Genomic DNA, 20,461 nt, shown 5'->3' with positions numbered 1-20,461 from the left:
CTATTTAATTTAAATAGGGCGTGATACTTATTGAACCGTAAGTTTTATAAACAGCGATGTTTTAAATAAAAAATGCAGAACCTATCAGAGCTCTGCATTAGAAAAATGTTTTAATATTTAAGTTACTTCTTATATCAGCATTATGAATTAACCCTGCCAGGATATTCCTGCAAGGCAATCTGTAAACAGTCCATCGCTTTATTCAGGTCGTCTGTATTTAATACATAAGCCATTCTTACCTGGTTTTTTCCTGCGCCGGGCGTAGAGTAAAAACCTGTTGCCGGAGCCATCATGACAGTTTCTCCATTATGATCAAAGCTTTCCAGCATCCACTGACAGAATTTATCGGCGTCATCAATAGGGAATTTAGCCACTACATAAAAGGCACCTCCCGGATTAGGGCAGAAAACACCATCAATAGCATTTAACCTTGATACCAATAAATCCCTGCGCAACGTATATTCTTTATTTACCCCTTCAAAATAGCTATCTGGTGTATCTACAGCTGCGGTACCTGCAATTTGTTCTACCATTCCCGGACTTAACCTTGCCTGTGCAAATTTTAGACCTGCTTTGATTACTTCCTTGTTTTTGGTAATCAGGCAGCCTAAACGCGCACCGCAGGCACTGTATCGTTTAGAAACAGTATCCAGGATAATTACGTTTTCATCTATACCCTCTAAGTGCATAGGAGAGATAAACTCCCTGCCGTCATAACAGAATTCACGGTAAGCTTCATCAGAGAAGAGGAACAGGTCGTACTTCAGGCACAGTTCCTTCAAGGCGATCAGTTCTTCCCTGGAATATAAATATCCTGTTGGGTTATTCGGATTGCAAATGATAATAGCCCTGGTTTTAGGGGTGATTAGTTTTTCAAATTCTGCAATCGCTGGAAGGGCGAAACCATTTTCAATATATGACATAATCGGTTTCACCACTACATTACTCATGCAGGCAAATCCATTGTAGTTGGCATAAAAAGGTTCAGGGATGATGATCTCATCACCGTCATTTACACAAGCCTGCATAGCAATCGTGATCGCTTCCGATCCGCCAACGGTAACCAGTATTTGTTCAGGACTGATATTATAGCCCAGTTTATTGTAGTATTCTGTCAGTTTTGTCCTATAGGTGATCGTTCCTTCAGAGTCGGTATAAGCCCAAACATTAAAATCTATGTTTTTTATCGCGTTCAGCATTCCTTCCGGCGTAGCGATGTCTGGCTGACCAATATTTAAATGATAAACCTTTTTGCCTTCCTTTTTTGCCTGAACGGCGTAAGGGGTTAGCTTTCTAATTGGTGACGCGGGCATGTCCAGCCCCTTTTCTGAGATATTCGGCATGTCGCAAAAATAAAAAAACCTCGTTGATAAACGAGGTTTTAATGGAAATATAATATCCTGATTAATTTTATTTGGTTGCAGTTACGGTTTCACCTTTAATGTACAACACCTTAGTAGGTGTTTTTGAATTTGATGTTACTGTAATGCTTTTGCTGAATGGCAATGGTGAACCCGCAGGGCTGTAAGTTACTTTGATTATGCCTGTTTGTCCTTTTAATACCGGTGTTTTTGTATAAGTAGGTACTGTGCATCCGCAGGTAGTTTCAACTTTAGTCAGTATCAATGGCTCATCCCCAATGTTTACAAATTTAAAATCTACTGAAACCGGTTTGCCCAATGGAATTTTTCCAAAGTCGTGCGATTCAGCATCAAATTTAAATTCCGCTGGTTTAGCCTGTGCATATGAAGCAACGCTCACGCCTAAAACAAAGGTTAATAGTACTAGTAACTTTTTCATATTTGATTCTTTTAAACAAATTTACTTATTTCATTTACAATTCAAAGTAACTAAACTAATATATATATTGCGACACTTGGCTGGGGCATATTTTATAAAATATGTATCTTTGCCCAATAAACTTTTGTGCATATGATGCTAAATAACAAACTTACAACTAATCCCATTGATGCCTCAGAATTAAGTTTTGAAGACTTCAAAAAGATTGTCATTGAGGACTATAAGATTGCTTTTGAAAGCAGACAAGCTAGTTTATTGGGGCGTAAGGAAGTGTTAACGGGTAAAGCTAAGTTTGGTATTTTTGGCGATGGAAAGGAACTTCCGCAGATCGCCATGGCGAAAGCCTTTAAAAATGGCGACTGGCGTTCCGGATATTATCGTGATCAGACATTTGCCTTTGCTACAGGCATTTGCACTATAAAAGAATTTTTTGCACAGTTATATGCCAACCCCAGCGTAGAAGCAGATCCTGCTTCGGCCGGAAGACAAATGAACTGCCATTTTTCTACCCGCTCCCTCAATGAGGACGGTTCCTGGAAAGACCTTACCCAGATGAAGAATTCTTCTTCTGATATCGCCCCTACAGGCGGTCAAATGGCACGTTTGGTAGGTTTGGCTTATGCTTCCAAGTTATACAGGAAAAATCCTGAACTGGATTACCTGAAGAATTTTTCTGTCAATGGAAATGAAGTAGCCTTCGGTACCATAGGAAATGCTTCTACCTCCGAGGGGGTATTTTTTGAAGCCATCAATGCTGCCGGGGTATTACAGATCCCCATGGCTATTTCTATCTGGGATGATGCCTACGGTATTTCCGTGCCTGCAAAGTACCAGACCACAAAAGAAGATATTTCTGAAGTATTAAAAGGGTTCCAGCGCGACGATCAGTCGGCAGGATATGAAATTTATAAAGTTAAAGGATGGGATTATCCAGCCCTATGCGAAATTTACCAGCAGGCCATACAGGTTTGCAGGAATGAGCATGTGCCTGTGATGATTCACGTGACCGAAGTTACACAGCCCCAGGGACATTCTACTTCCGGGTCACACGAACGGTATAAAGATAAAGCGCGATTGGAATGGGAGAAAGAGTTCGACTGTATCCGCCAGATGCGTTTATGGATGCTGGAATCGGCCATCATTAATGAAGATGAACTGCTAAGCCTGGAAAGGGAAGCTAAAAAAGTAGTGATCCTGGCACAAAAAGAAGCCTGGAGTGAGTTCCTCGCTGATATAAAGGTAGAGAAAGACCAGGTAATCGACCTGATCAATAAGCTGGCAGTTAGCCATCCAGCCCTATCTAAATTAACTGATAAACTGGCCGCTACTCCTGATGCCCAGCGTAAGGAGATCATTTCCTCTGCAAGAAGAGCCATCCGCTTAACGCTTCATCAGCCATCTGAGGAGCGTAAACAGTTGATGGATTGGTATGCACAGGAAAAAAATGTAAATGAAGAACGTTACAATTCCAAGTTGTTTACCGATGGAAAGGACAGCCCCTTACTGATTGCAGAACAGTCTGCCGCTTATCAGGATAACAGTAAGATGGTAGATGGCAGGGAGCTGCTAAATGCCTGTTTTGATGCCAATTTCTCCCGCGACCACCGTTTGGTTGCTTTTGGTGAAGACCTTGGGGCCATAGGCGATGTAAACCAGGGTTTTGCAGGTCTGCAAGCTAAATATGGCGATTTAAGAATTTCAGATACCGGAATCCGGGAAATGACCATTGTAGGTCAGGGAATAGGTTTAGCCTTACGCGGATTAAAACCTATCGCTGAAATTCAATACCTGGATTACCTTCTGTATGCACTCAATATATTAAGTGATGACCTGGCCAGCTTGTCTTACCGCACCAAAGCGGGACAAAAAGCACCGGTGATCATCAGGACCCGTGGCCACAGACTGGAAGGTGTATGGCACTCCGGTTCACCGATAGCCATGATCCTGGGCTCGTTAAGAGGCCTTCACCTGTGTGTGCCCCGTAATATGACACAGGCCGCAGGGATGTATAATTTATTGCTCCGCGCAGATGAACCTGCCTTAGTAATAGAGTGCCTGAACGGCTACCGCCTAAAAGAGATGATGCCCGATAACGTAGGTGATTTCATCGTTCCCTTAGGAAAAGCAGAGATTATCCGCGAAGGAACAGACCTAACCATCGTTTCCTACGGTTCTACATTAAGAGTAGTAGAGGAAGCCGCAGAAGAGCTGGCTGAAATGGGGATTTTTGTAGAGATCATCGATCCGCAAACCCTGCTGCCTTTTGATATTGATAAACTATGTGCTGCTTCATTGCAGAAAACAAACAAACTGCTGGTAGTGGATGAAGATGTACCTGGCGGTGGATCTGCCTATATCCTGCAGCAAATTGTTGAAGTTCAGGAAGGATATTACCACCTGGATGCACAGCCGCAAACTTTATCCGCTAAAGCACACCGTACACCATATGGCACTGATGGGGATTACTTTACTAAACCTTCGGTTGATGATGTAGTAGAGACAGTGTACCGCATGATGCACGAACATAATAAAACAAAATATCCTGCTATTTATTAGTTGGAAGACGATTAGGATTATAGGATCTTCTTTCTGTGAAAAAGCAGTATATGCTATTCCGGCTGAAACCTTTGCGGCGCTGCGCTTGCAAAATTTCTAGGCCGTCATAGCACATACTGCTTTTTTTTAAGCTCCATCTAATGGATGATCTAAACCACAGCCCTATAGCATCCATATAATAATAACTGCACAAAAAATTCCATTTATAACCAAAGTTATATCTCCATATGCCGGATGATTTAAAGAGGGGAATCAATCCAGTATCAGTTTCCAAATTAGTTCTTTCGAAAGAGCATTCTAGTGTTCTTTAAGGCGTTATGTATTGCAGCCATGCTATATGCGCTTTTTATGGTATATTTCTTAATAAGCGTAATTAATCCAGTATCAGTTTTCAGAATCAGTTCTTTCAAAAGAGCGTTTTAATGTTCCTTAACGCGCTATGTATTGCTGCCCTGCTATGTGCATTATGCATTGGATGAACCAAAAAAAAGCAGGTGTACTCTTTTGTTGCCTAGAAATTTTGCGTAGCAAAGGTTTCAGCAATAAAAGAGTATACCTGCTTTTTCAGCGAAGCCAGATATACTTAGGCTAGCAATAGTTTAGACGACAAATAATCTATTCGCCCAGCATTGAAAATCTTATAGCTGACTGGATTTATTACGCAGCAACTGATCTGCCAATACCAGTGCAGCCATGGCTTCCACAATCACTACAGCTCTGGGCACTACACAAGGATCATGTCTGCCTTTGCCTTTGATCTCTGCGGCTTCACCTGCTGCATTTACCGTTTGCTGGTTATGCATAATGGTGGCTACAGGTTTAAAAGCTACGGTAAAGCTGATTTCCATGCCATTAGAAATACCGCCCTGTATCCCGCCAGAAAAATTGGTGAGGGTTTTAGGTTGTTTTCCATTAACCAGGAAAATATCGTTGTGTTCAGATCCTTTCATTTCGCTTCCTGAAAATCCGGAGCCATATTCAAAACCGTGTACAGCGTTGATACTGAGCATCGCTTTGCCCAGATCTGCATGAAGCTTGTCAAAAACAGGCTCACCCAAACCGGGAGGGCAATTGGTGATCACACAGCTGATCTTTCCGCCTACAGTATCGCCATCCTTGCGGATCTGATCTATAAACTCAATCATTTCTTTGGCTGTAGCCGGATCTGCGCAGCGCACGATATTCTCTTCGCGCTGTGCCAGCAATTCTTCTACAGGTAACGCTTCCAGATTAGGGGCATTGATGGTACCTACAGCAGATACATGGGCAAAAACGGTGATGCCATAATGCTTTAACAGCAACTTGGCAATGGCGCCTGCTGCTACACGTGCTGCGGTTTCCCTTGCGGAAGAACGGCCACCACCACGGTGATCGCGGATACCATACTTGGCATCATAAGTATAATCTGCATGTGAGGGACGGTAAACAGTTTTATTGTGTTCATAATCCTTTGAGCGGTGATCTTCATTAGGGATCAACAGGGCGATAGGGGTGCCTGTGCTTTTTCCTTCAAAAATCCCGGAAAGAACCTGTACGGTATCACTTTCCTTACGCTGGGTAGTAATCTTTGACTGTCCCGGACGGCGCTTATCCAATTCTGACTGGATAAACTCCATGTCGATAGGGAGCTGAGCGGGGCACCCGTCGATGATCACACCGATGGCTTCGCCATGTGACTCTCCGAAGGTGGAAATTCTGAATAAATGCCCGAATGTATTACCTGCCATGTTCTTTGTATATTAAATTTCTTCTACTGTAAAACCAGCTTTTTGCAGGTCTTTCCAGAAATCAGGATAGGATTTTTCCACTACCTGGTAATCTTCTATTTCTACTTCTTTGATCACTAAACTGAGGGGTGCAAAGGCCATGGCCATGCGGTGATCGTCATAGGTGCTGATGGTGACCTTTTCCGGGAAAACCAGCTGGTCGCAGTTCAGTGTGTAGACTTCATTATCTTCAGTTAGAGTAACGCCGATCTTCGCCAGCTCTGTTTGTAAAGCCAGTACCCTGTTGGTTTCTTTGATCTTTAAAGTCTCCAGTCCGGTGAAGGAAAGGTTTAATTTTTTTACGGCTGCACAAACGATGATGGTTTGGGCCAGATCAGGACAATCCTTTAAATTCATTACCTCAGCCAAAGGCGCATCGGCTGCAGAGATCAACTGTATACCATGATCTGCGCGTAAAGTATTAACGCCCAGGTGGCTCATGATCTGCTGAATCTGACTGTCACCCTGTAAACTTTCCTCTTTAAGGTTGGTCAGTGTGATATCTGCCTGAATGACCAATGCCGCAATGCTGTACCAGTAAGAAGCAGCACTCCAGTCGGGCTCTACTGTTAAAACTGATGGTTGGTACTCCTGGTGTTCAATACGGATCGTATCTTCTTCCCATTTGTGGGTAACACCTGCTGTGGCCAGCATATTCAGGGTCATTTCCAGGTAAGGTCTGGAAGTTAATCCGCCAAGAATATGCAACAATAAACCATTGGGTAAAGTGGGTGCAATGATCAGCAGGGCAGAAAGATACTGGCTGCTTACATTTCCTTTGATGGAAACTTCAGACAGGGTAGCATTTAATCCGCCATTGATCAGCAGGGGAGGGTAACCTTCATTTTTCTCATATGAGATATCCGCACCGAGGCTTTTCAGGGCATCAACCAAAATCCCGATAGGGCGTTCCTGCATCCTTTTAGATCCCGTAAGGGTAAATTGCTGCGGCAGGGTAGATAAAAAGGCAGTAAGGAAGCGCATGGCAGTACCTGCATGGCCAACATTCACTGTTCTTCTTTCTGTTGCCGAAGGGTGTGCCAGGTCGGTAAGGATCTGGTTTAAAACCACGGTATCAGCGGCATCAGACAGGTTCTCTGCTTTCACAGTACCTTTGCTCAATGCAGCAATAATCAGGGCCCTGTTACTTTCGCTTTTAGACCCGGTAAGGTTAATTACGGCTTTTATTTCTTTTAGACCTTTGAACGAAACAACGGCGTTTGTCTTCATTAACAATTTATTTATAGCTTAAAAAGCATGCAGGAGCTTATCTGGGAAAAATAAAGCTCCCGCAGGTTTTTGTTTATGATCTATTTCGCTTCGGTTGCTTCAGCCATTTCAGCGTCAGTCTTACCTTCATTCATGATCTCAGTTTGAATCCTGATAGATTCTCCGTGAACAGATTCTAAGAATTTCTCTGTAAAACCAAGGTCTAACTTCAAGGCCCTTGCAAATGCACTTCCTTTTTTAAGGATCTCATCCCAGCGGTTAACCTGAAGGATAGTTACTTTATTGTCTCTTTTGAACTCACCGATTTTCTTAACGATAGCCATACGTTCACCTAATTTCTGGATCATCACTTCGTCGATTTTGTCAATCTGTTTACGCAGTGTAGCCAGGTTATCAGTAAAATCTTCATTAGCTGAATCAGGATCACGTAAATTTAATCTCGATACCAACTCTTCTAAAGCAGATGGGGTAACTTGTTGTTTCGCGTCAGTCCACGCTACTGAAGGATCGATATGTGACTCGATCATTAATCCCTGCATATCCAGATCCAGTGCTTTTTGAGCGATGTAAGGGATCAGTTCGCGGTTTCCGCAGATATGTGAAGGGTCATTGATGATCGGTAAAGTTGGGCAAAGAGTTTTCAATTGGATAGCCATTTCCCACATTGGTTCGTTGCGGAAAGAGCTTTTCTCATAAGAAGAGAAACCACGGTGGATAGCACCAATTTTAGTAATTCCTGCATTGTTGATACGCTCTAAAGCACCAATCCACAAAGAGATATCAGGGTTTACCGGGTTTTTGATCAATACAGGGATATCATGTCCTTTTAAAGCATCAGCAATTTCCTGTACAGTGAAAGGGTTAGCTGTTGAGCGTGCACCAATCCATAAGATATCTACACCAGCAGCTAAAGCTTCTTCAACATGTTTTGCCGTTGCAACTTCTACGGCTGTAGGCAATCCTGTTTCAGCTTTAGCTCTTTTTAACCATTCCAGCCCGATACTGCCGATACCTTCAAATTCTCCCGGACGTGTACGTGGTTTCCATATTCCTGCTCTTAATACAGATACTTTACCAGTTTCAGCCAGTAAATGTGCTGTAGAGACTAATTGTTCTTCAGTTTCAGCGCTGCATGGTCCTGAGATAATGAGCGGTTGGTTTTTGATGTTCAACCAGCTTTCTAATGGCTGGATAGTTAAATTTAACTTCATGATTATGTGTGTTTAAGGGGGGATTTTTAATTTATGTTAATTTAAGGGGGATTATACTTTATCGTTTTTAAGATATTCGCCCATGATATTAAAATTCACGCTGTAATTCAAGGCTTTGCGGATGGCGATGTCATACTTGGCCATATCTTTCCATTCCAGGTCTACATAGAAATAATAATCATTTCTTTTGCCTAATACCGGCATCGACTGGATCTTACTCAGGTTCAGTTCCTGCTCTGCAAAAATGCTCAGCACCTTAGACAGGGAGCCTACCTGGTTATTGGTTTGAAAAACCAGCGAAGCTTTATTTACTTTAGGCAATTCTTCAGTTTTTTCTTTTCTGAGGATCAGGAAACGGGTATAATTTTTTTTATTGGACTCAATTCTTTTTTCTATGATTTCCAGGCCATACAGTTCAGCGGCTAAAGCATTTGCAATGGCCAATGTATCAGTTAATTGTTCATCTTTTATCTTCTTTGCGCAGGCGGCTGTATCATTGCTTTCTACCAGTTTCAGATTCGGATAATCATCAAAGAAATCAATGCACTGGCGAATAGCGATAGGGTGTGAAGTCACAAACCTTACATCTTCCAGTTTTACACCTGGCAGGCCCATTAAATGAAGCTGAATAGGCAGGTATACTTCTCCGGTTACCGCAAAATTATACTCCCTGATCAGGGTGTAATTAGGTAAAAGGCTGCCGGCAATAGAGTTTTCAATGGCCATTACTACGTAATCTGCTTCATCGTTCTCCAGGCTTTCACAAGTTTGTTTAAAGGAGTTACATTCAATAGTTTGAATGTCTTTGCCGAAAAATTTAAAGGCAGCTTCTTCGTGAAATGACGCTTTAATACCCTGGATTGCTACTCTGACTGATGGTTTCATTTTAATTGGTCTGCTTTATTTTTCGCGTTAAACAAAAAAAGTCCCGGCTTAAGGCCGGGACTTTTTATATACAATTTATCTTGTTTCGTTTGATTGCATATTAGTCCCGGCTCTTACTAAAAAAGTAAAAGTAGCTAAACCAATATGTAGTGATGTTTCTCATTTTTTTATAGGTTGGAACATAAACAGGTTCCGGATTGTATTGTTGTTTTGTTTTTCCAAATATAGTAACAAAATTTAATTTGTCAATAGCTAAATAAAAAAAATTATTTTTTGTCAGTTTTGTCTTGCAAAATGAATTACAGGTGACAGATTATTTCCCTTGTGTGGCTTTTGCGGGATTAAAGAATCTGTGACAATAGCGGCAAAACTAAAAGTATGTTTTTACAGGCTATAGTCAAAAACATATTGAACCTAACGTTTTCTTACCTCTACCAGAATCTTGCATAAATAGCAATGATCAGCAGCATAATAGACGCGATCAATACGATTGAAGACGGTTTTAGTTTAAACATTTCTGCATCCAGTTCAAAGGCTTTAGGGTTGATACGCGGGCCTAAAATACTCGTACCGACCATCACCAGCATTGTGATAATAAAAGACCAGCTCAGGCAAATAAAGAATGGAATTTCATATACGCCATCCATATTTGGGAAAGCTGTGTATAAAAGTGTTTCCGGGCCAAATACCTTTACTGCCAGTTCGTTAAAGAAAACAGAGATCAGGAAACCAAAAATAATACCTGTAAAGGCAGCTATGCTATTGGTACGTTTCCAGAACATTCCTAAAATGAAGGTCGCAAAAACTCCGGGGCTGATATAACTGGTGTATTTTTGAACGAAAGTATAACCGCCTGCCCTTCCGATACCGAGCAGATCGTGCCAGGTAAACATTACAGCGATGATCATGGAAATTACAATAGCAATACGCCCTGTCCATACCATGCGTTGTTCACTTGATAGTATATTGATATGCTTTTTATAAATATCAAGTGTGAAAATAGTAGAAATACTATTACATTTTCCGGCTAGTGAAGCCACAATAGCTGCCGTTAAAGCAGCAGCAGCCAAACCTTTTAATTCAGGCGGTAAAAGACCGAGAATGGCGGCGTAGGCAGTGTCTTTACCTCCTGCCAGCTGTAAATGGCCGCCCTTATACAATACATAAGCGATAATTCCAGGCAACATGACGATCACCGGCATTAATATTTTGAGCAGGCTTGCAAAAAGAATACCTGTACGGGCAGTTTGCAGATCGGCTCCCAGTGCACGCTGTGTGATATATTGGTTACAGCCCCAGTAATTCAAATTACTGATCCATTGACCTGCTGCATACATCCCCACGGCCGGAAGGATCAGGTATTTATTAATATCTACCTGTGAAGCACCCGGTTTAGGTTTTGCCAGCATCAGGTGAAAATGTTCAGGTGCTTCTTTAAGCAGTACTTTAAAACCAGCAATAGCCTCACTTCCGACACCAAATTTTTCTCCAACAATAGTTAAGGTCATATAAGTTGTAGCCAGGCCTCCGATAACCAATACACCTACCTGGATCACATCGGTATACCCGATCACACGCATGCCGCCCAGTGTAATGATAACCGCAAATACTGCCAGGCAAACCATAACGATATGAAAATACTCACCGCCTATTAGTCCATTGATCGCTAATGCACCCAGATATAAAATAGAGGTTAAATTGATAAAAATATACAGGAAGATCCAGAATACGCTCATGATCAGTGCTACACTGCCGTTGTAACGGTTTTTAAGAAACTGCGGCATGGTATATATCTTATTCTTGATATATACGGGCATAAAAAATACAGCCACAATGATCAGTACAACTGCCCCGAGCCATTCATAAACAGCAACTGCTATACCGGCGAAGAATCCTTCCCCGCTCATTCCGATAAACTGTTCAGCAGAAATATTAGAAGCGATAATTGAAGCTCCGATAGCCCACCAGGTTAGTGACCCTTCTGCTAAAAAGAAATTCTTAGAATCATTGACCTTACTTTTCTTTTTGTAAACGTAGTATCCATATAAAGCGACGATGATAAAATAAATTATAAAGACGCCAATGCCCCCCAAGGAGAGTTTCGAGTTCATAGTTTAATATTTGGTGGTATTGGATTCATTATATTTACAACTAAAAGTGTTAATGTAATGAATCTAAAAGAAATGGCAAATATAAGTTTGCTTAAAACCGCAGTTTGGCAGGCAGGTATTTAGCAACCAGGTCTTCATAATAAGGTTTTAGCGCTTTCCAGTCTGGTGGGACTGCACTCTTGGAGTAGAGATCAAAAGGATTAAACAGATCCACATATTCGAACATTTTTTTATCATGACTGGTCATCAGATGCGCATAGGCATTTTCGCGGTGCTGAGGATAAAATGAATGGTAACGAAGCATATACAAAGCTTGTTCCGGCAGGTAATCTTTCAATAAATGATAAACATAGTCATCATGCCCCCAGGTCATTGTTACGTTATCCAATCCGCATTCCGGTTCATAGATGCCGTATTTGGTATTGTATAATGGGTTTGTCGCATCCGGGTTCCCTGCAAAAAATTCGGAGAAAACTATTTTATCAGAATAAGCACAACCTACAGGATAACTGTCGCCAACAACAGCCCATTGTGGCTCACCGAACAAACAAAGTACTTTTCCCATATCATGAAAAAGACCTGTAAGTACCATCCAGTCGGGGTGCCCTTCTTTTCTGATCGCCTCACTGGTTTGCAGTAAATGCTGCAGCTGATCAAGGTCAGTATCCGGATCTGAGTCATCAACAAGCTGATTTAAAAAATCAAAGGCTTCCCATACCGACATCTCCATTTTGTCAAACTTCAGGTATTCGGCTCTTTTCTGCTGTACGAAATCGTAGGTCTGGTTGATATGCTGTAATCTGTAGAATTCCTTTACCGAGGCTTTTTCTGTGCTTTCATAATCCCTGAATGCGGCAGTATCCTTTTCCTCAGAAATTGCTTTAGGGTCAGGGTAACGCGCTAAAAGGTCGTCTTCCCATTGATCAAGTGAACTTAACGGATTTTGCTGGTCTAATTTGGTTGCTTCTTTCATTTTATAAATTTTAACACCCGGACCATTACTGATCTGGTGATTATATAAATGTCATATTTAAAGTTCGTGATTTATTTCTTTAATCTGAAAGATCTCCCGGTAATTATTTACATTAACGATAAAGTAAATAATCGATTTAGTTTCAGGTAAACTGATCTATTTTCCTGCGATCTGGTTATACTGCATGGGTTTCTCTCCATCTACGTTTATTACATAGTATTTTTTCCCAGCTTCTTCTTTAAGATTGATCTCTATTTTTTCATTTTCATAGAAGAAAAGGCCATCTACGCGGTAAGGAACCAGCTGTGTTGGCTGTCCATTTCTGCTTGCCAAATAGAGTGAACCCTTGTCGAGATAAACCGTTAAAGAATCATTTTGTCCTCCGGCAATGAATGTACCCGTGAATTTTTTTAAGGCAGATTCCGTTAAGCTGAACGGCTTGTGCGTTTTACAATAAACAAACTTCATCCCGCTCTGCATTACCGGGGCCAGTGCTGCCCCATGTCCGGCGGATGGTACAACAGCGGTTAAGACTTGAAGATCCGGTAATTTTTTCTGGTCCATGTACTGCTTAAACTGCTCAATTTTACTAACCGTACCAGGTTCGTAGGAGCCGGCACCTAAGAATATCTTCCCCTTCAGCTCTTTATGGGTGGCAAAATACTTGTCTGCCCTCAGTGTCAGGTCGCCGTTACCCGGGGCACCGATGAAAATATCATTGAATAGACCAGGGTGTTCAAATAATACATAACTGGTAAAAACGCCACCGTAAGAATATCCATATAATGCTTTTTGATCTGTAACACGATATTTTGACTGGATAAACGGCATCACCTCCTGCGCTATGAACTTTATAAAATTTGGTGCACCTGTAGAAGGTTCCAGGTCCCTGCTGCGTTTATTAGTCCTGTTGCCATAACCTATGCCTACAATCAGTGGTTCATTGGTCAGGTAATCCTGCCTTAACATTCTGAAACAGTTCATCGCCACGGTCATGTTCCAGTCGCCATCAGTCATATACAATACCGGGTAACTGGTTTTTGTAGTATCATAACCGGGAGGGAAATGGACGTATATCGTATAATCTTCGCCAATGACCTTTGAACTGTAGTCCCATGTTACGATTTCTTTTTCACCAAATGGTGATGGGGAGACACTTTTTACCTGGCTATAACCAGGGGAGAAAGAGAGCAGGGTAATCAATATTACGCTGCCCATTAATTTGCGCATTGCAGATCTCATTGTTTCGTGGTTTAATAATAGAGAAGATAATGTTTTTATTTAAAATCTTCTCTATAAGACGATAACAATCAAATTAGGTTACAATTTATACAGCGATTCGTTTCTGCTGCTCTGCTTCCTGTAACTCACGCTGCATCACTTTAGCAACCTGGGTACTGCCATCATGGCTCCATCCGGGAGGGTGAAGCATATAACCGAGTTTATTCTTTAGTCCTGGTGCACGTTTCATATCGGCCCTCATGGCCCTGAATTCGTGTAAAACAATATTTACAGCGCCCATATCTTCAGGCTGGTGGGTTAAACCATAGATGATCTCTTCTTCAGGAAGTTCTTCCTGGAAAGTCCCGAAAATCCTGTCCCAGATGATCAGTACCATGCCCATATTTTTATCCAGATAACGGATATTACTGGCATGGTGAACCCTGTGGTGGGAGGGGGTAACCAGAATATATTCTAAAATAGGATGTAATTTCCTGACCGTCTGCGTGTGTACCATATTGCCGTACAGCTGTGTAACCAGGTAAGCCAGGATAATATCTACCGCGTTAAAGCCCATAAAAGCCAGGGGCAAATAGAAAAACACCCGGTACAAAGGTTCGAAAACCGTAGAGCGGAAGCCTGTGGTAAGGTTAAACAGTGGTGAGGAATGATGGGTGACATGCATTGCCCAGAAAAACCTTACATAATGTCCTGAAGTATGGAGGCACCAGTACAATAAATCCTGGGCAAGCACCAGTACGATCCAGTAAACCCAAACATTTTTAATCTCGAACAACCTGAACTGGTAACAGAACTGCAGCAGGAAAAACGTTGCCGCTTTGGTGCTGAGGTTAATGACAAAAGCCAGGCCCATCAGGTATACATTATTCCAGGTATCCCTTTTCTCGTACAGATCCCTGTCGTGCGCATAGCTGAAATACATTTCCAGCAAACAGGAAACGACAAGAAATACGACCAGCAGGGTTGCAGTTATATTTTTAGGCTCGCTTAGCATAGGTTAAATTATAATATTCCATACTTTCACGGATGTCACTTTCCGAAACCCTGCAATTGTACGTGCATTGACCGATGCTTTCCAGCAAGGTGAAAAGAATATTCCCGTGTTCATTTTTTTTATCGCTCTGCATCAATTCGGAAAGTTTCTCAAAAGATTTCTCTTTGATTCTATAAGCCGGATATACGCTTGAAATATAAGCGCGGATTTCTTCCAGTTCATCTTCGGCAAGTGTGCTGTTTTTATGTGAAAGCCAGGCCTCGCAGATCATTCCTATGGCAATGGCTTCGCCATGGGTGAGTGGTTTTTTATCTTTGCTGAGGGAGTAACTTTCTACGGCATGGCCAATGGTATGACCAAAATTCAAAATCTTACGTCTTCCTTTTTCCAGCGGGTCTTCCGTTACCACTTCATTTTTTATCTCTACAGAGCGATGGATGGCAGCGGTGGTGATGTTTTGATAATTTGCTGCCTTTAACTCATAGTAATAGGCCTTATCGGCAATCAGTCCGTGTTTGATCATTTCTGCAAAACCCGATAACAATTCCCTTTTGGGTAAAGTTTTTAAAAATTCTGCTTCAATGAATACGGCTTGTGGAAGGCTGAACGTGCCGACCATATTTTTTACGTTATCGATATCGATACCTGTTTTTCCGCCAACAGAAGCATCTACCTGTGAGAGCAGGGTAGTAGGAATATTGATAAAATCGACACCGCGTTTATAGGTAGAAGCTACAAAGCCGCCCATATCCGTGATCACGCCGCCACCTAAATTGATCACCAGGCATTTACGGTCGGCCCCAAAATCCAGTAAAGTTTTCCAGATGCCGATACAAAAATCGATGTTCTTATTTTCTTCGCCCGGATCTGTTTCTATCAAGTCAAAACCGCTGTAATCGTCCAGCATTGCCCTAAAAACGGGTAAACAGCATTCAGAAGTATTTCGGTCAGCAAAAACAAAAACGTTGCTGTATTTTCCTTTTTCTATGATTTCCGCCAGCGGGGCTAATTGTGTATCAAAATAGATATGGTGTCCCGCGCTCTCCAGTGTATTCATTAAACTACTTTAATTTGATTTCCCATAAAATCGATCAGGTCGCCTGTACGTACTTTTAAACGTTTGCGGTAATCTACATTGCCATTATATTTTACCAAACCGTCTTCAACTACAGTTTGTGCTTCACCACCACTTTGTACCAGTCCTGTTGCTTTTAACAGCTGTATCATGGGGATAAACTCGCCTTCTAATTTAAATTCTATCATTGTACTGCAAATTTACAATTATTTACAAAGGGTTTTACCTCTGATAGTCGCAGAATTCATATTTTTGCATCCGTTTGACTAACAACACGACCAAATGCAAGTATCCTCAGGGAAAAAATTAAATTTTGATAACACAGAAGTTGCTTTTCGTAACAAATCAAAATCAGAACTAAATAGTGCCTACTGGCTGTTCAAAGTAATGAGCAGCAACTTTTTAACTCAGGTTGGGCCGCCTGTAACCAATTTATTTTTAAACATCGGATTACCAATTCAGGGGCTCATTAAGTCCACCATCTTTAAGCAGTTTTGCGGAGGGGAAACCATTGCAGAATGTGAACATACCATCAGGGAGCTTGGCGAAAGCAAAGTAGGAACCATTTTAGATTATTCTGTAGAAGGGGAAGAGGAGGAGCATGTATTTGATTTTACCTGCGCAGAGATTATCCGTACGGTAGACCGCGCTGCGGGAGATCCGCGGATTCCTATTACTGTATTTAAAGTTACCGGTATTGCCCGTTTTGGCCTGCTGGAAAAACTGGATGCCAAACTGGAGCTTTCTGCCGATGAAAAAGCAGAGTTTGCCAGGGTTAAAAATCGTTGTGAACGTATCTGCAGGACAGCATTTGAAAAGAATGTGCCGGTAATGATCGATGCGGAAGAAACCTGGATACAGGAAACAATAGATAACCTGGCTTTGGATATGATGATGCTGTTTAACAAAGAAAAGCTGATCGTTTACAATACTTATCAATTATACCGTCATGATAAACTGGCTGATCTGAAAGCCGATCATCTGGTAGCCAGGGAAGCAGGTTTTATTTTAGGCGCCAAGATTGTTCGTGGCGCTTATATGGAAAAGGAACGCCGAAGAGCTTTGGAAAAAGGATATCCATCACCGATCCAGCTGGATAAAAAATCAACTGATACGGATTATAATGCAGCGATCACCTATTGCGTGGAAAATGTAGAACAACTAGGTTTGGTTTGCGGTACGCATAATGAGACCAGCTGTGGTATATTGGCCGAATTGCTGGATAAACACGATATTGATCATAACCATCCGCATGTTTACTTTTCTCAGTTGCTGGGAATGAGTGATAATTTAAGTTTTAATTTGTCAGATGCTGGATATAATGTAGCAAAATACGTACCTTATGGTCCTGTTAAAGCTGTAATGCCATATCTATTCAGACGTGCACAGGAAAATACTTCTATCGCAGGACAGACCAGCAGAGAACTGGATCTGATCACCAGGGAGAAAAACAGGAGAAATTCATAAATATTATTTCATCAGAAGGGTTGGCTAAGATACTGGTCGGAAACGATTCGGAAGCGATTCGGAAACGGGTCTGGAAAAACTTTTACTAAAGCCTATATGTAGTCCTGTTGAAGCTCTACCAACTGTACCCCATCCGTACCGTATCCCTACCCCAACTATACCCCATGTATACCCCCAGGGGTATACATGGGGTATAGTTGGGGTACTTTTTGGGTACATTTAGGGTATAGTTGGCAGAGCTTCAACAAGGGTACTTCAAAGTTTCATGGAAATTCTCTGTGCATTCGTTTCCGAACCGTTCCAGAACGAAAACCGGCCAATGTCTGATTGCTAAATTAATAAAGGGATGAATAACGGGCGAGAAAGGTAATCATGCCGTTCCTGATAGATCAAAGATAAAAATATCAAGTAATATCGCAAAAAAAACCTGCCTTTTTGGGGCAGGTCTTCATCAGTATAATAGTTAATAATAGTTTTTTAATAATTGCGCAGGGTTAAGCTTCATGTCTTGCAGGCATTGCTTTTGCCATGTCTATGCCTAGTCCGCTTGCAATAGCCATTCCTAATCCAATATCAGCCCTGAACCAGTGACACAGCTGCAGGTTGATGATTTTTTCTCTTTTAGGACCGCTGATGCCACTCATTGCGCCTACGATATTGCTGATTAAGAACTGACGTCCTTCATCAGTCATTGCTTTACGGTACAGATCACCTGGTTGTGAATAATGGTCGTTATCCCCTTCACCTTCATTTCTATCAAACCAATCCGCAGTGCTGGATTCTAATTCCTGCGCAGGCTCTTTGTAGCTTTCATCAGGCACTACATCTCCAAAGCTGTTTGGGAAATAGTTTGGTCCGTCCTCACCATTGTCGTTCACTCTCATTGCTCCATCGCGGTGGTAATTCTCTGTCATAAAAGGACAGGCATTCACCGGTATCTGCTGATAATTTACGCCTAAACGATGACGTGCAGCATCAGGATAAGATAAAATACGTCCCTGTAACATCCTGTCGGGAGAAAAGCCAATTCCATCGATCTGATTGGTAGGGGCAAAGGCTGCCTGCTCTACATGGGCAAAATAATTTTTGGGTACCTGGTTCAATTCAATTTCACCTACTTCGATCAGCGGGAATTCTGCATGGGGCCAAACTTTAGTTAAATCAAATGGGTTCCACTTAAATGTTCTGGCTTCTTCTTCGGTCATTACCTGGATCTTCACTGTCCATTTAGGGAATTCGCCATTATCAATTGCATCTACCAAATCGCGTTGGGAATGGTCCATATCCTGTGTACGCATCGCGTCAGCTTCAGGGCCGGTAAAGTTTTTAATTCCCTGTTGTGTTTTGAAATGGAATTTTACCCATACACGTTCGTTTTCGGCATTGATCATGGAGAAAGTATGGCTTCCAAAACCATCCATATGACGGTAAGAATAAGGCGTACCACGGTCACTCATTAAGATCATCACCTGGTGAAGGCTTTCCGGATTTAACGACCAGAAGTCCCACATCATAGTTGGGCTTTTCAGGTTAGTTCTTGGATCGCGTTTTTGGGTATGGATGAAATCACTGAATTTCTTAGGGTCTTTAATAAAGAATACCGGTGTATTGTTACCTACGATATCCCAGTTGCCATCTTCAGTATACATTCTTAAAGCAAATCCGCGGGGGTCCCTTTCTGAATCAGCACTTCCTTTTTCACCACCTACTGTAGAGAAACGTAAAAAGATCTTACACTCATTTCCTATTTTTCCAAAAATCTTGGCTTTCGTATATTTAGTAATGTCGTGGGTTACCCTTAAGGTGCCATAAGCGCCGGTTCCTTTTGCGTGCACTACCCGTTCCGGGATACGTTCGCGGTTAAAATGTGCCATTTTCTCATGCAGGACAAAATCCTGTAATAATAGGGGGCCTCTTTTACCTACAGATTGCGTATTTTCGTGTTCAGCGTAAGGTCTGCCAGAGGCAGTTGTTAATTTGCGGTTAGGCTTGTTCGTCTCTTCCATGTGTATTTGGTATAAACCGGTTTTTTTATCTTTTATCAAACATATTAAGCTAATCACCTATGTTTGCTGCGATAAAAGTATAGACTATAATCCGTTGTACCCAACACCTAATTTCTATGACGATATAGAGTTTGTCTATTATGTTTTATAGAGTCTATATATACCAGCTATTTATCATTAAAGGATTGCCTTCCCATAATGATGTCCCCAAAGAATAAAAAATCACATGCGATGCTAAAGAACGGATGTTTGAGCGTAACAGGTTTATTCTTCTCAAAGAACTGATGCCCTATCCAGGCGAAGCCATATGCAGCGACCGGTATAAAAGCAAAAAAACGTACATCATGAAAAAGCATGGATGTGATAAAACAGAGGCACAGAATAGCTATTCCTGTAAAATGAAGAAACCTGTTTGTTGTATTCTGGTGTTCCGTTAAATAAAAAGGGTAAAACTCTTTTAAAGAGGTAAATTTTCTTTGTTCCGTTTTAGGGTTATTGCTGATCATACGGTGATCCCGTTACTTTTTAAAAAGGCACCCAGGTTTTTGGGATGTTCTGTCATCAGTAAGGTTTGCAGTCCTGCTTTTTTCGCACCTTCCAGGTGACCGGGAGTATCATCTATAAACAGCGTTTCTGCGGGGTTCAAATGATTTTCATTGATCACCTGCTCAAAGATCTCTACATGGGGCTTACGCAGCAGCATTTGCTGTGAATAGTAAGCTTTTTCAAAGAGGTGGTCATTGTTTTCTACGCCATATTCCTTTTGAAGGTAGCTCATGATATAATCATAGTGGATCTGGTTGGTGTTACTGAGCAGGAAAGTGCGGTAATGTTTTTTTACATCTAACAGCACATCGTGCACATTTGGTGGCACGCCAATCAATAAACTGTTCCATGCAGCATCAATTTCTGTGTCTGTCAGGGCCGGATTATGGGCTTGGTCCCTGATTCCATCGCGAAATTGGGCGGGGGTGATCAATCCTGTCTCTAAATTATCAAATAAATTATCGTGTCCTTTATGTCCGAAAAAATCTGCTACATTTGGTATACCAATTTGTGTCAGAGAGTTTTGAGTGATCCGGAAGTCGATCTCAAAAATTACATTTCCGTAGTCGAAGATTATATTTTTAATATTTTGCATCAAA

General features: G+C 41.6%; 17 protein-coding genes. 2 read left to right on the top strand and 15 right to left on the bottom strand.

Features of this window, described 5'->3' with window-relative positions; genetic code table 11:
• Positions 1–140: 140 nt before the first annotated feature.
• On the bottom strand, positions 141–1,343 hold the full coding sequence (locus GSQ84_RS03490) for a pyridoxal phosphate-dependent aminotransferase (RefSeq protein WP_158795855.1): 1,203 nt from the start codon (positions 1,341–1,343) through the stop codon (positions 141–143).
• Positions 1,344–1,410: 67 nt separating this feature from the next.
• Positions 1,411–1,800, bottom strand: coding sequence for a DUF1573 domain-containing protein (locus GSQ84_RS03485; protein WP_158795854.1), 390 nt, complete (start codon positions 1,798–1,800; stop codon positions 1,411–1,413).
• A 132-nt stretch (positions 1,801–1,932) separates the two neighbouring features.
• Here GSQ84_RS03485 and GSQ84_RS03480 point away from each other — a divergent pair, with 132 nt between their 5' ends.
• Positions 1,933–4,356, top strand: coding sequence for a thiamine pyrophosphate-dependent enzyme (locus GSQ84_RS03480; protein WP_158795853.1), 2,424 nt, complete (start codon positions 1,933–1,935; stop codon positions 4,354–4,356).
• Positions 4,357–4,994: 638 nt separating this feature from the next.
• Here GSQ84_RS03480 and aroC read toward each other — a convergent pair.
• The 10 genes from aroC to GSQ84_RS03430 all read right to left on the bottom strand — a co-directional run bounded on the left by aroC (position 4,995) and on the right by GSQ84_RS03430 (position 16,031).
• Positions 4,995–6,083, bottom strand: coding sequence for a chorismate synthase (aroC, locus tag GSQ84_RS03475; RefSeq protein ID WP_158795852.1), 1,089 nt, complete (start codon positions 6,081–6,083; stop codon positions 4,995–4,997).
• 12 nt (positions 6,084–6,095) lie between these two features.
• Complete coding sequence (gene aroA, locus GSQ84_RS03470; protein WP_158795851.1) at positions 6,096–7,352, bottom strand: 3-phosphoshikimate 1-carboxyvinyltransferase; 1,257 nt, start codon at positions 7,350–7,352, stop codon at positions 6,096–6,098.
• Positions 7,353–7,432: 80 nt separating this feature from the next.
• Positions 7,433–8,563 (bottom strand): chorismate mutase, encoded by a 1,131-nt coding sequence (locus GSQ84_RS03465; protein WP_158795850.1) that lies wholly within the window; start codon positions 8,561–8,563, stop codon positions 7,433–7,435.
• A 51-nt stretch (positions 8,564–8,614) separates the two neighbouring features.
• Positions 8,615–9,448: a prephenate dehydratase gene (locus GSQ84_RS03460; protein WP_158795849.1), complete on the bottom strand. Its 834-nt coding sequence runs from the start codon at positions 9,446–9,448 to the stop codon at positions 8,615–8,617.
• 431 nt (positions 9,449–9,879) lie between these two features.
• Positions 9,880–11,559, bottom strand: a complete 1,680-nt coding sequence (locus GSQ84_RS03455) for a sodium/solute symporter (RefSeq protein WP_158795848.1) — start codon at positions 11,557–11,559, stop codon at positions 9,880–9,882.
• A gap of 91 nt (positions 11,560–11,650) precedes the next feature.
• Entirely contained in the window at positions 11,651–12,532 is an 882-nt protein-coding gene (locus tag GSQ84_RS03450) for an inositol oxygenase family protein (RefSeq protein WP_158795847.1), read from the bottom strand.
• A 156-nt stretch (positions 12,533–12,688) separates the two neighbouring features.
• Positions 12,689–13,774 (bottom strand): alpha/beta hydrolase, encoded by a 1,086-nt coding sequence (locus tag GSQ84_RS03445; RefSeq protein WP_158795846.1) that lies wholly within the window; start codon positions 13,772–13,774, stop codon positions 12,689–12,691.
• Positions 13,775–13,859: 85 nt separating this feature from the next.
• Positions 13,860–14,768 (bottom strand): sterol desaturase family protein, encoded by a 909-nt coding sequence (locus GSQ84_RS03440; RefSeq protein WP_158795845.1) that lies wholly within the window; start codon positions 14,766–14,768, stop codon positions 13,860–13,862.
• Positions 14,752–15,825 (bottom strand): 3-dehydroquinate synthase, encoded by a 1,074-nt coding sequence (gene aroB, locus GSQ84_RS03435; protein WP_158795844.1) that lies wholly within the window; start codon positions 15,823–15,825, stop codon positions 14,752–14,754. The genes GSQ84_RS03440 and aroB overlap by 17 nt, the downstream gene beginning before the upstream one ends.
• Complete coding sequence (locus tag GSQ84_RS03430) at positions 15,825–16,031, bottom strand: RNA-binding S4 domain-containing protein (protein WP_158795843.1); 207 nt, start codon at positions 16,029–16,031, stop codon at positions 15,825–15,827. The genes aroB and GSQ84_RS03430 overlap by 1 nt, the downstream gene beginning before the upstream one ends.
• 94 nt (positions 16,032–16,125) lie before the next feature.
• Between GSQ84_RS03430 and GSQ84_RS03425 the strand changes: the two genes are divergently transcribed.
• Complete coding sequence (locus GSQ84_RS03425; protein ID WP_158795842.1) at positions 16,126–17,310, top strand: proline dehydrogenase family protein; 1,185 nt, start codon at positions 16,126–16,128, stop codon at positions 17,308–17,310.
• Positions 17,311–17,804: 494 nt separating this feature from the next.
• Here the strand turns inward: GSQ84_RS03425 and GSQ84_RS03420 are convergent, their stop codons facing one another.
• From GSQ84_RS03420 to GSQ84_RS03410, 3 genes are all read right to left on the bottom strand, one after another.
• Positions 17,805–19,322 (bottom strand): catalase, encoded by a 1,518-nt coding sequence (locus tag GSQ84_RS03420; protein WP_371416347.1) that lies wholly within the window; start codon positions 19,320–19,322, stop codon positions 17,805–17,807.
• Positions 19,323–19,483: 161 nt separating this feature from the next.
• Entirely contained in the window at positions 19,484–19,822 is a 339-nt protein-coding gene (locus GSQ84_RS03415) for a DUF962 domain-containing protein (protein WP_158795840.1), read from the bottom strand.
• Entirely contained in the window at positions 19,819–20,457 is a 639-nt protein-coding gene (locus tag GSQ84_RS03410) for an HAD family phosphatase (RefSeq protein WP_174238628.1), read from the bottom strand. The genes GSQ84_RS03415 and GSQ84_RS03410 overlap by 4 nt, the downstream gene beginning before the upstream one ends.
• Positions 20,458–20,461 lie beyond the last annotated feature (4 nt).

The organism is Pedobacter sp. L105 (assembly GCF_009765875.1).
Taxonomy (GTDB): Bacteria; Bacteroidota; Bacteroidia; order Sphingobacteriales; family Sphingobacteriaceae; genus Pedobacter.
This window is presented reverse-complemented; position numbering and strand designations above follow the sequence as displayed.

Coding starts and splice junctions, on each gene's coding strand:
- GSQ84_RS03490 (WP_158795855.1), bottom strand. CDS start 1,343: ATGCCGAATATCTCAGAAAAGGGGCTGGACATGCCCGCGTCACCAATT.
- GSQ84_RS03485 (WP_158795854.1), bottom strand. CDS start 1,800: ATGAAAAAGTTACTAGTACTATTAACCTTTGTTTTAGGCGTGAGCGTT.
- GSQ84_RS03480 (WP_158795853.1), top strand. CDS start 1,933: ATGATGCTAAATAACAAACTTACAACTAATCCCATTGATGCCTCAGAA.
- aroC (WP_158795852.1), bottom strand. CDS start 6,083: ATGGCAGGTAATACATTCGGGCATTTATTCAGAATTTCCACCTTCGGA.
- aroA (WP_158795851.1), bottom strand. CDS start 7,352: ATGAAGACAAACGCCGTTGTTTCGTTCAAAGGTCTAAAAGAAATAAAA.
- GSQ84_RS03465 (WP_158795850.1), bottom strand. CDS start 8,563: ATGAAGTTAAATTTAACTATCCAGCCATTAGAAAGCTGGTTGAACATC.
- GSQ84_RS03460 (WP_158795849.1), bottom strand. CDS start 9,448: ATGAAACCATCAGTCAGAGTAGCAATCCAGGGTATTAAAGCGTCATTT.
- GSQ84_RS03455 (WP_158795848.1), bottom strand. CDS start 11,559: ATGAACTCGAAACTCTCCTTGGGGGGCATTGGCGTCTTTATAATTTAT.
- GSQ84_RS03450 (WP_158795847.1), bottom strand. CDS start 12,532: ATGAAAGAAGCAACCAAATTAGACCAGCAAAATCCGTTAAGTTCACTT.
- GSQ84_RS03445 (WP_158795846.1), bottom strand. CDS start 13,774: ATGAGATCTGCAATGCGCAAATTAATGGGCAGCGTAATATTGATTACC.
- GSQ84_RS03440 (WP_158795845.1), bottom strand. CDS start 14,768: ATGCTAAGCGAGCCTAAAAATATAACTGCAACCCTGCTGGTCGTATTT.
- aroB (WP_158795844.1), bottom strand. CDS start 15,825: ATGAATACACTGGAGAGCGCGGGACACCATATCTATTTTGATACACAA.
- GSQ84_RS03430 (WP_158795843.1), bottom strand. CDS start 16,031: ATGATAGAATTTAAATTAGAAGGCGAGTTTATCCCCATGATACAGCTG.
- GSQ84_RS03425 (WP_158795842.1), top strand. CDS start 16,126: ATGCAAGTATCCTCAGGGAAAAAATTAAATTTTGATAACACAGAAGTT.
- GSQ84_RS03415 (WP_158795840.1), bottom strand. CDS start 19,822: ATGATCAGCAATAACCCTAAAACGGAACAAAGAAAATTTACCTCTTTA.
- GSQ84_RS03410 (WP_174238628.1), bottom strand. CDS start 20,457: ATGCAAAATATTAAAAATATAATCTTCGACTACGGAAATGTAATTTTT.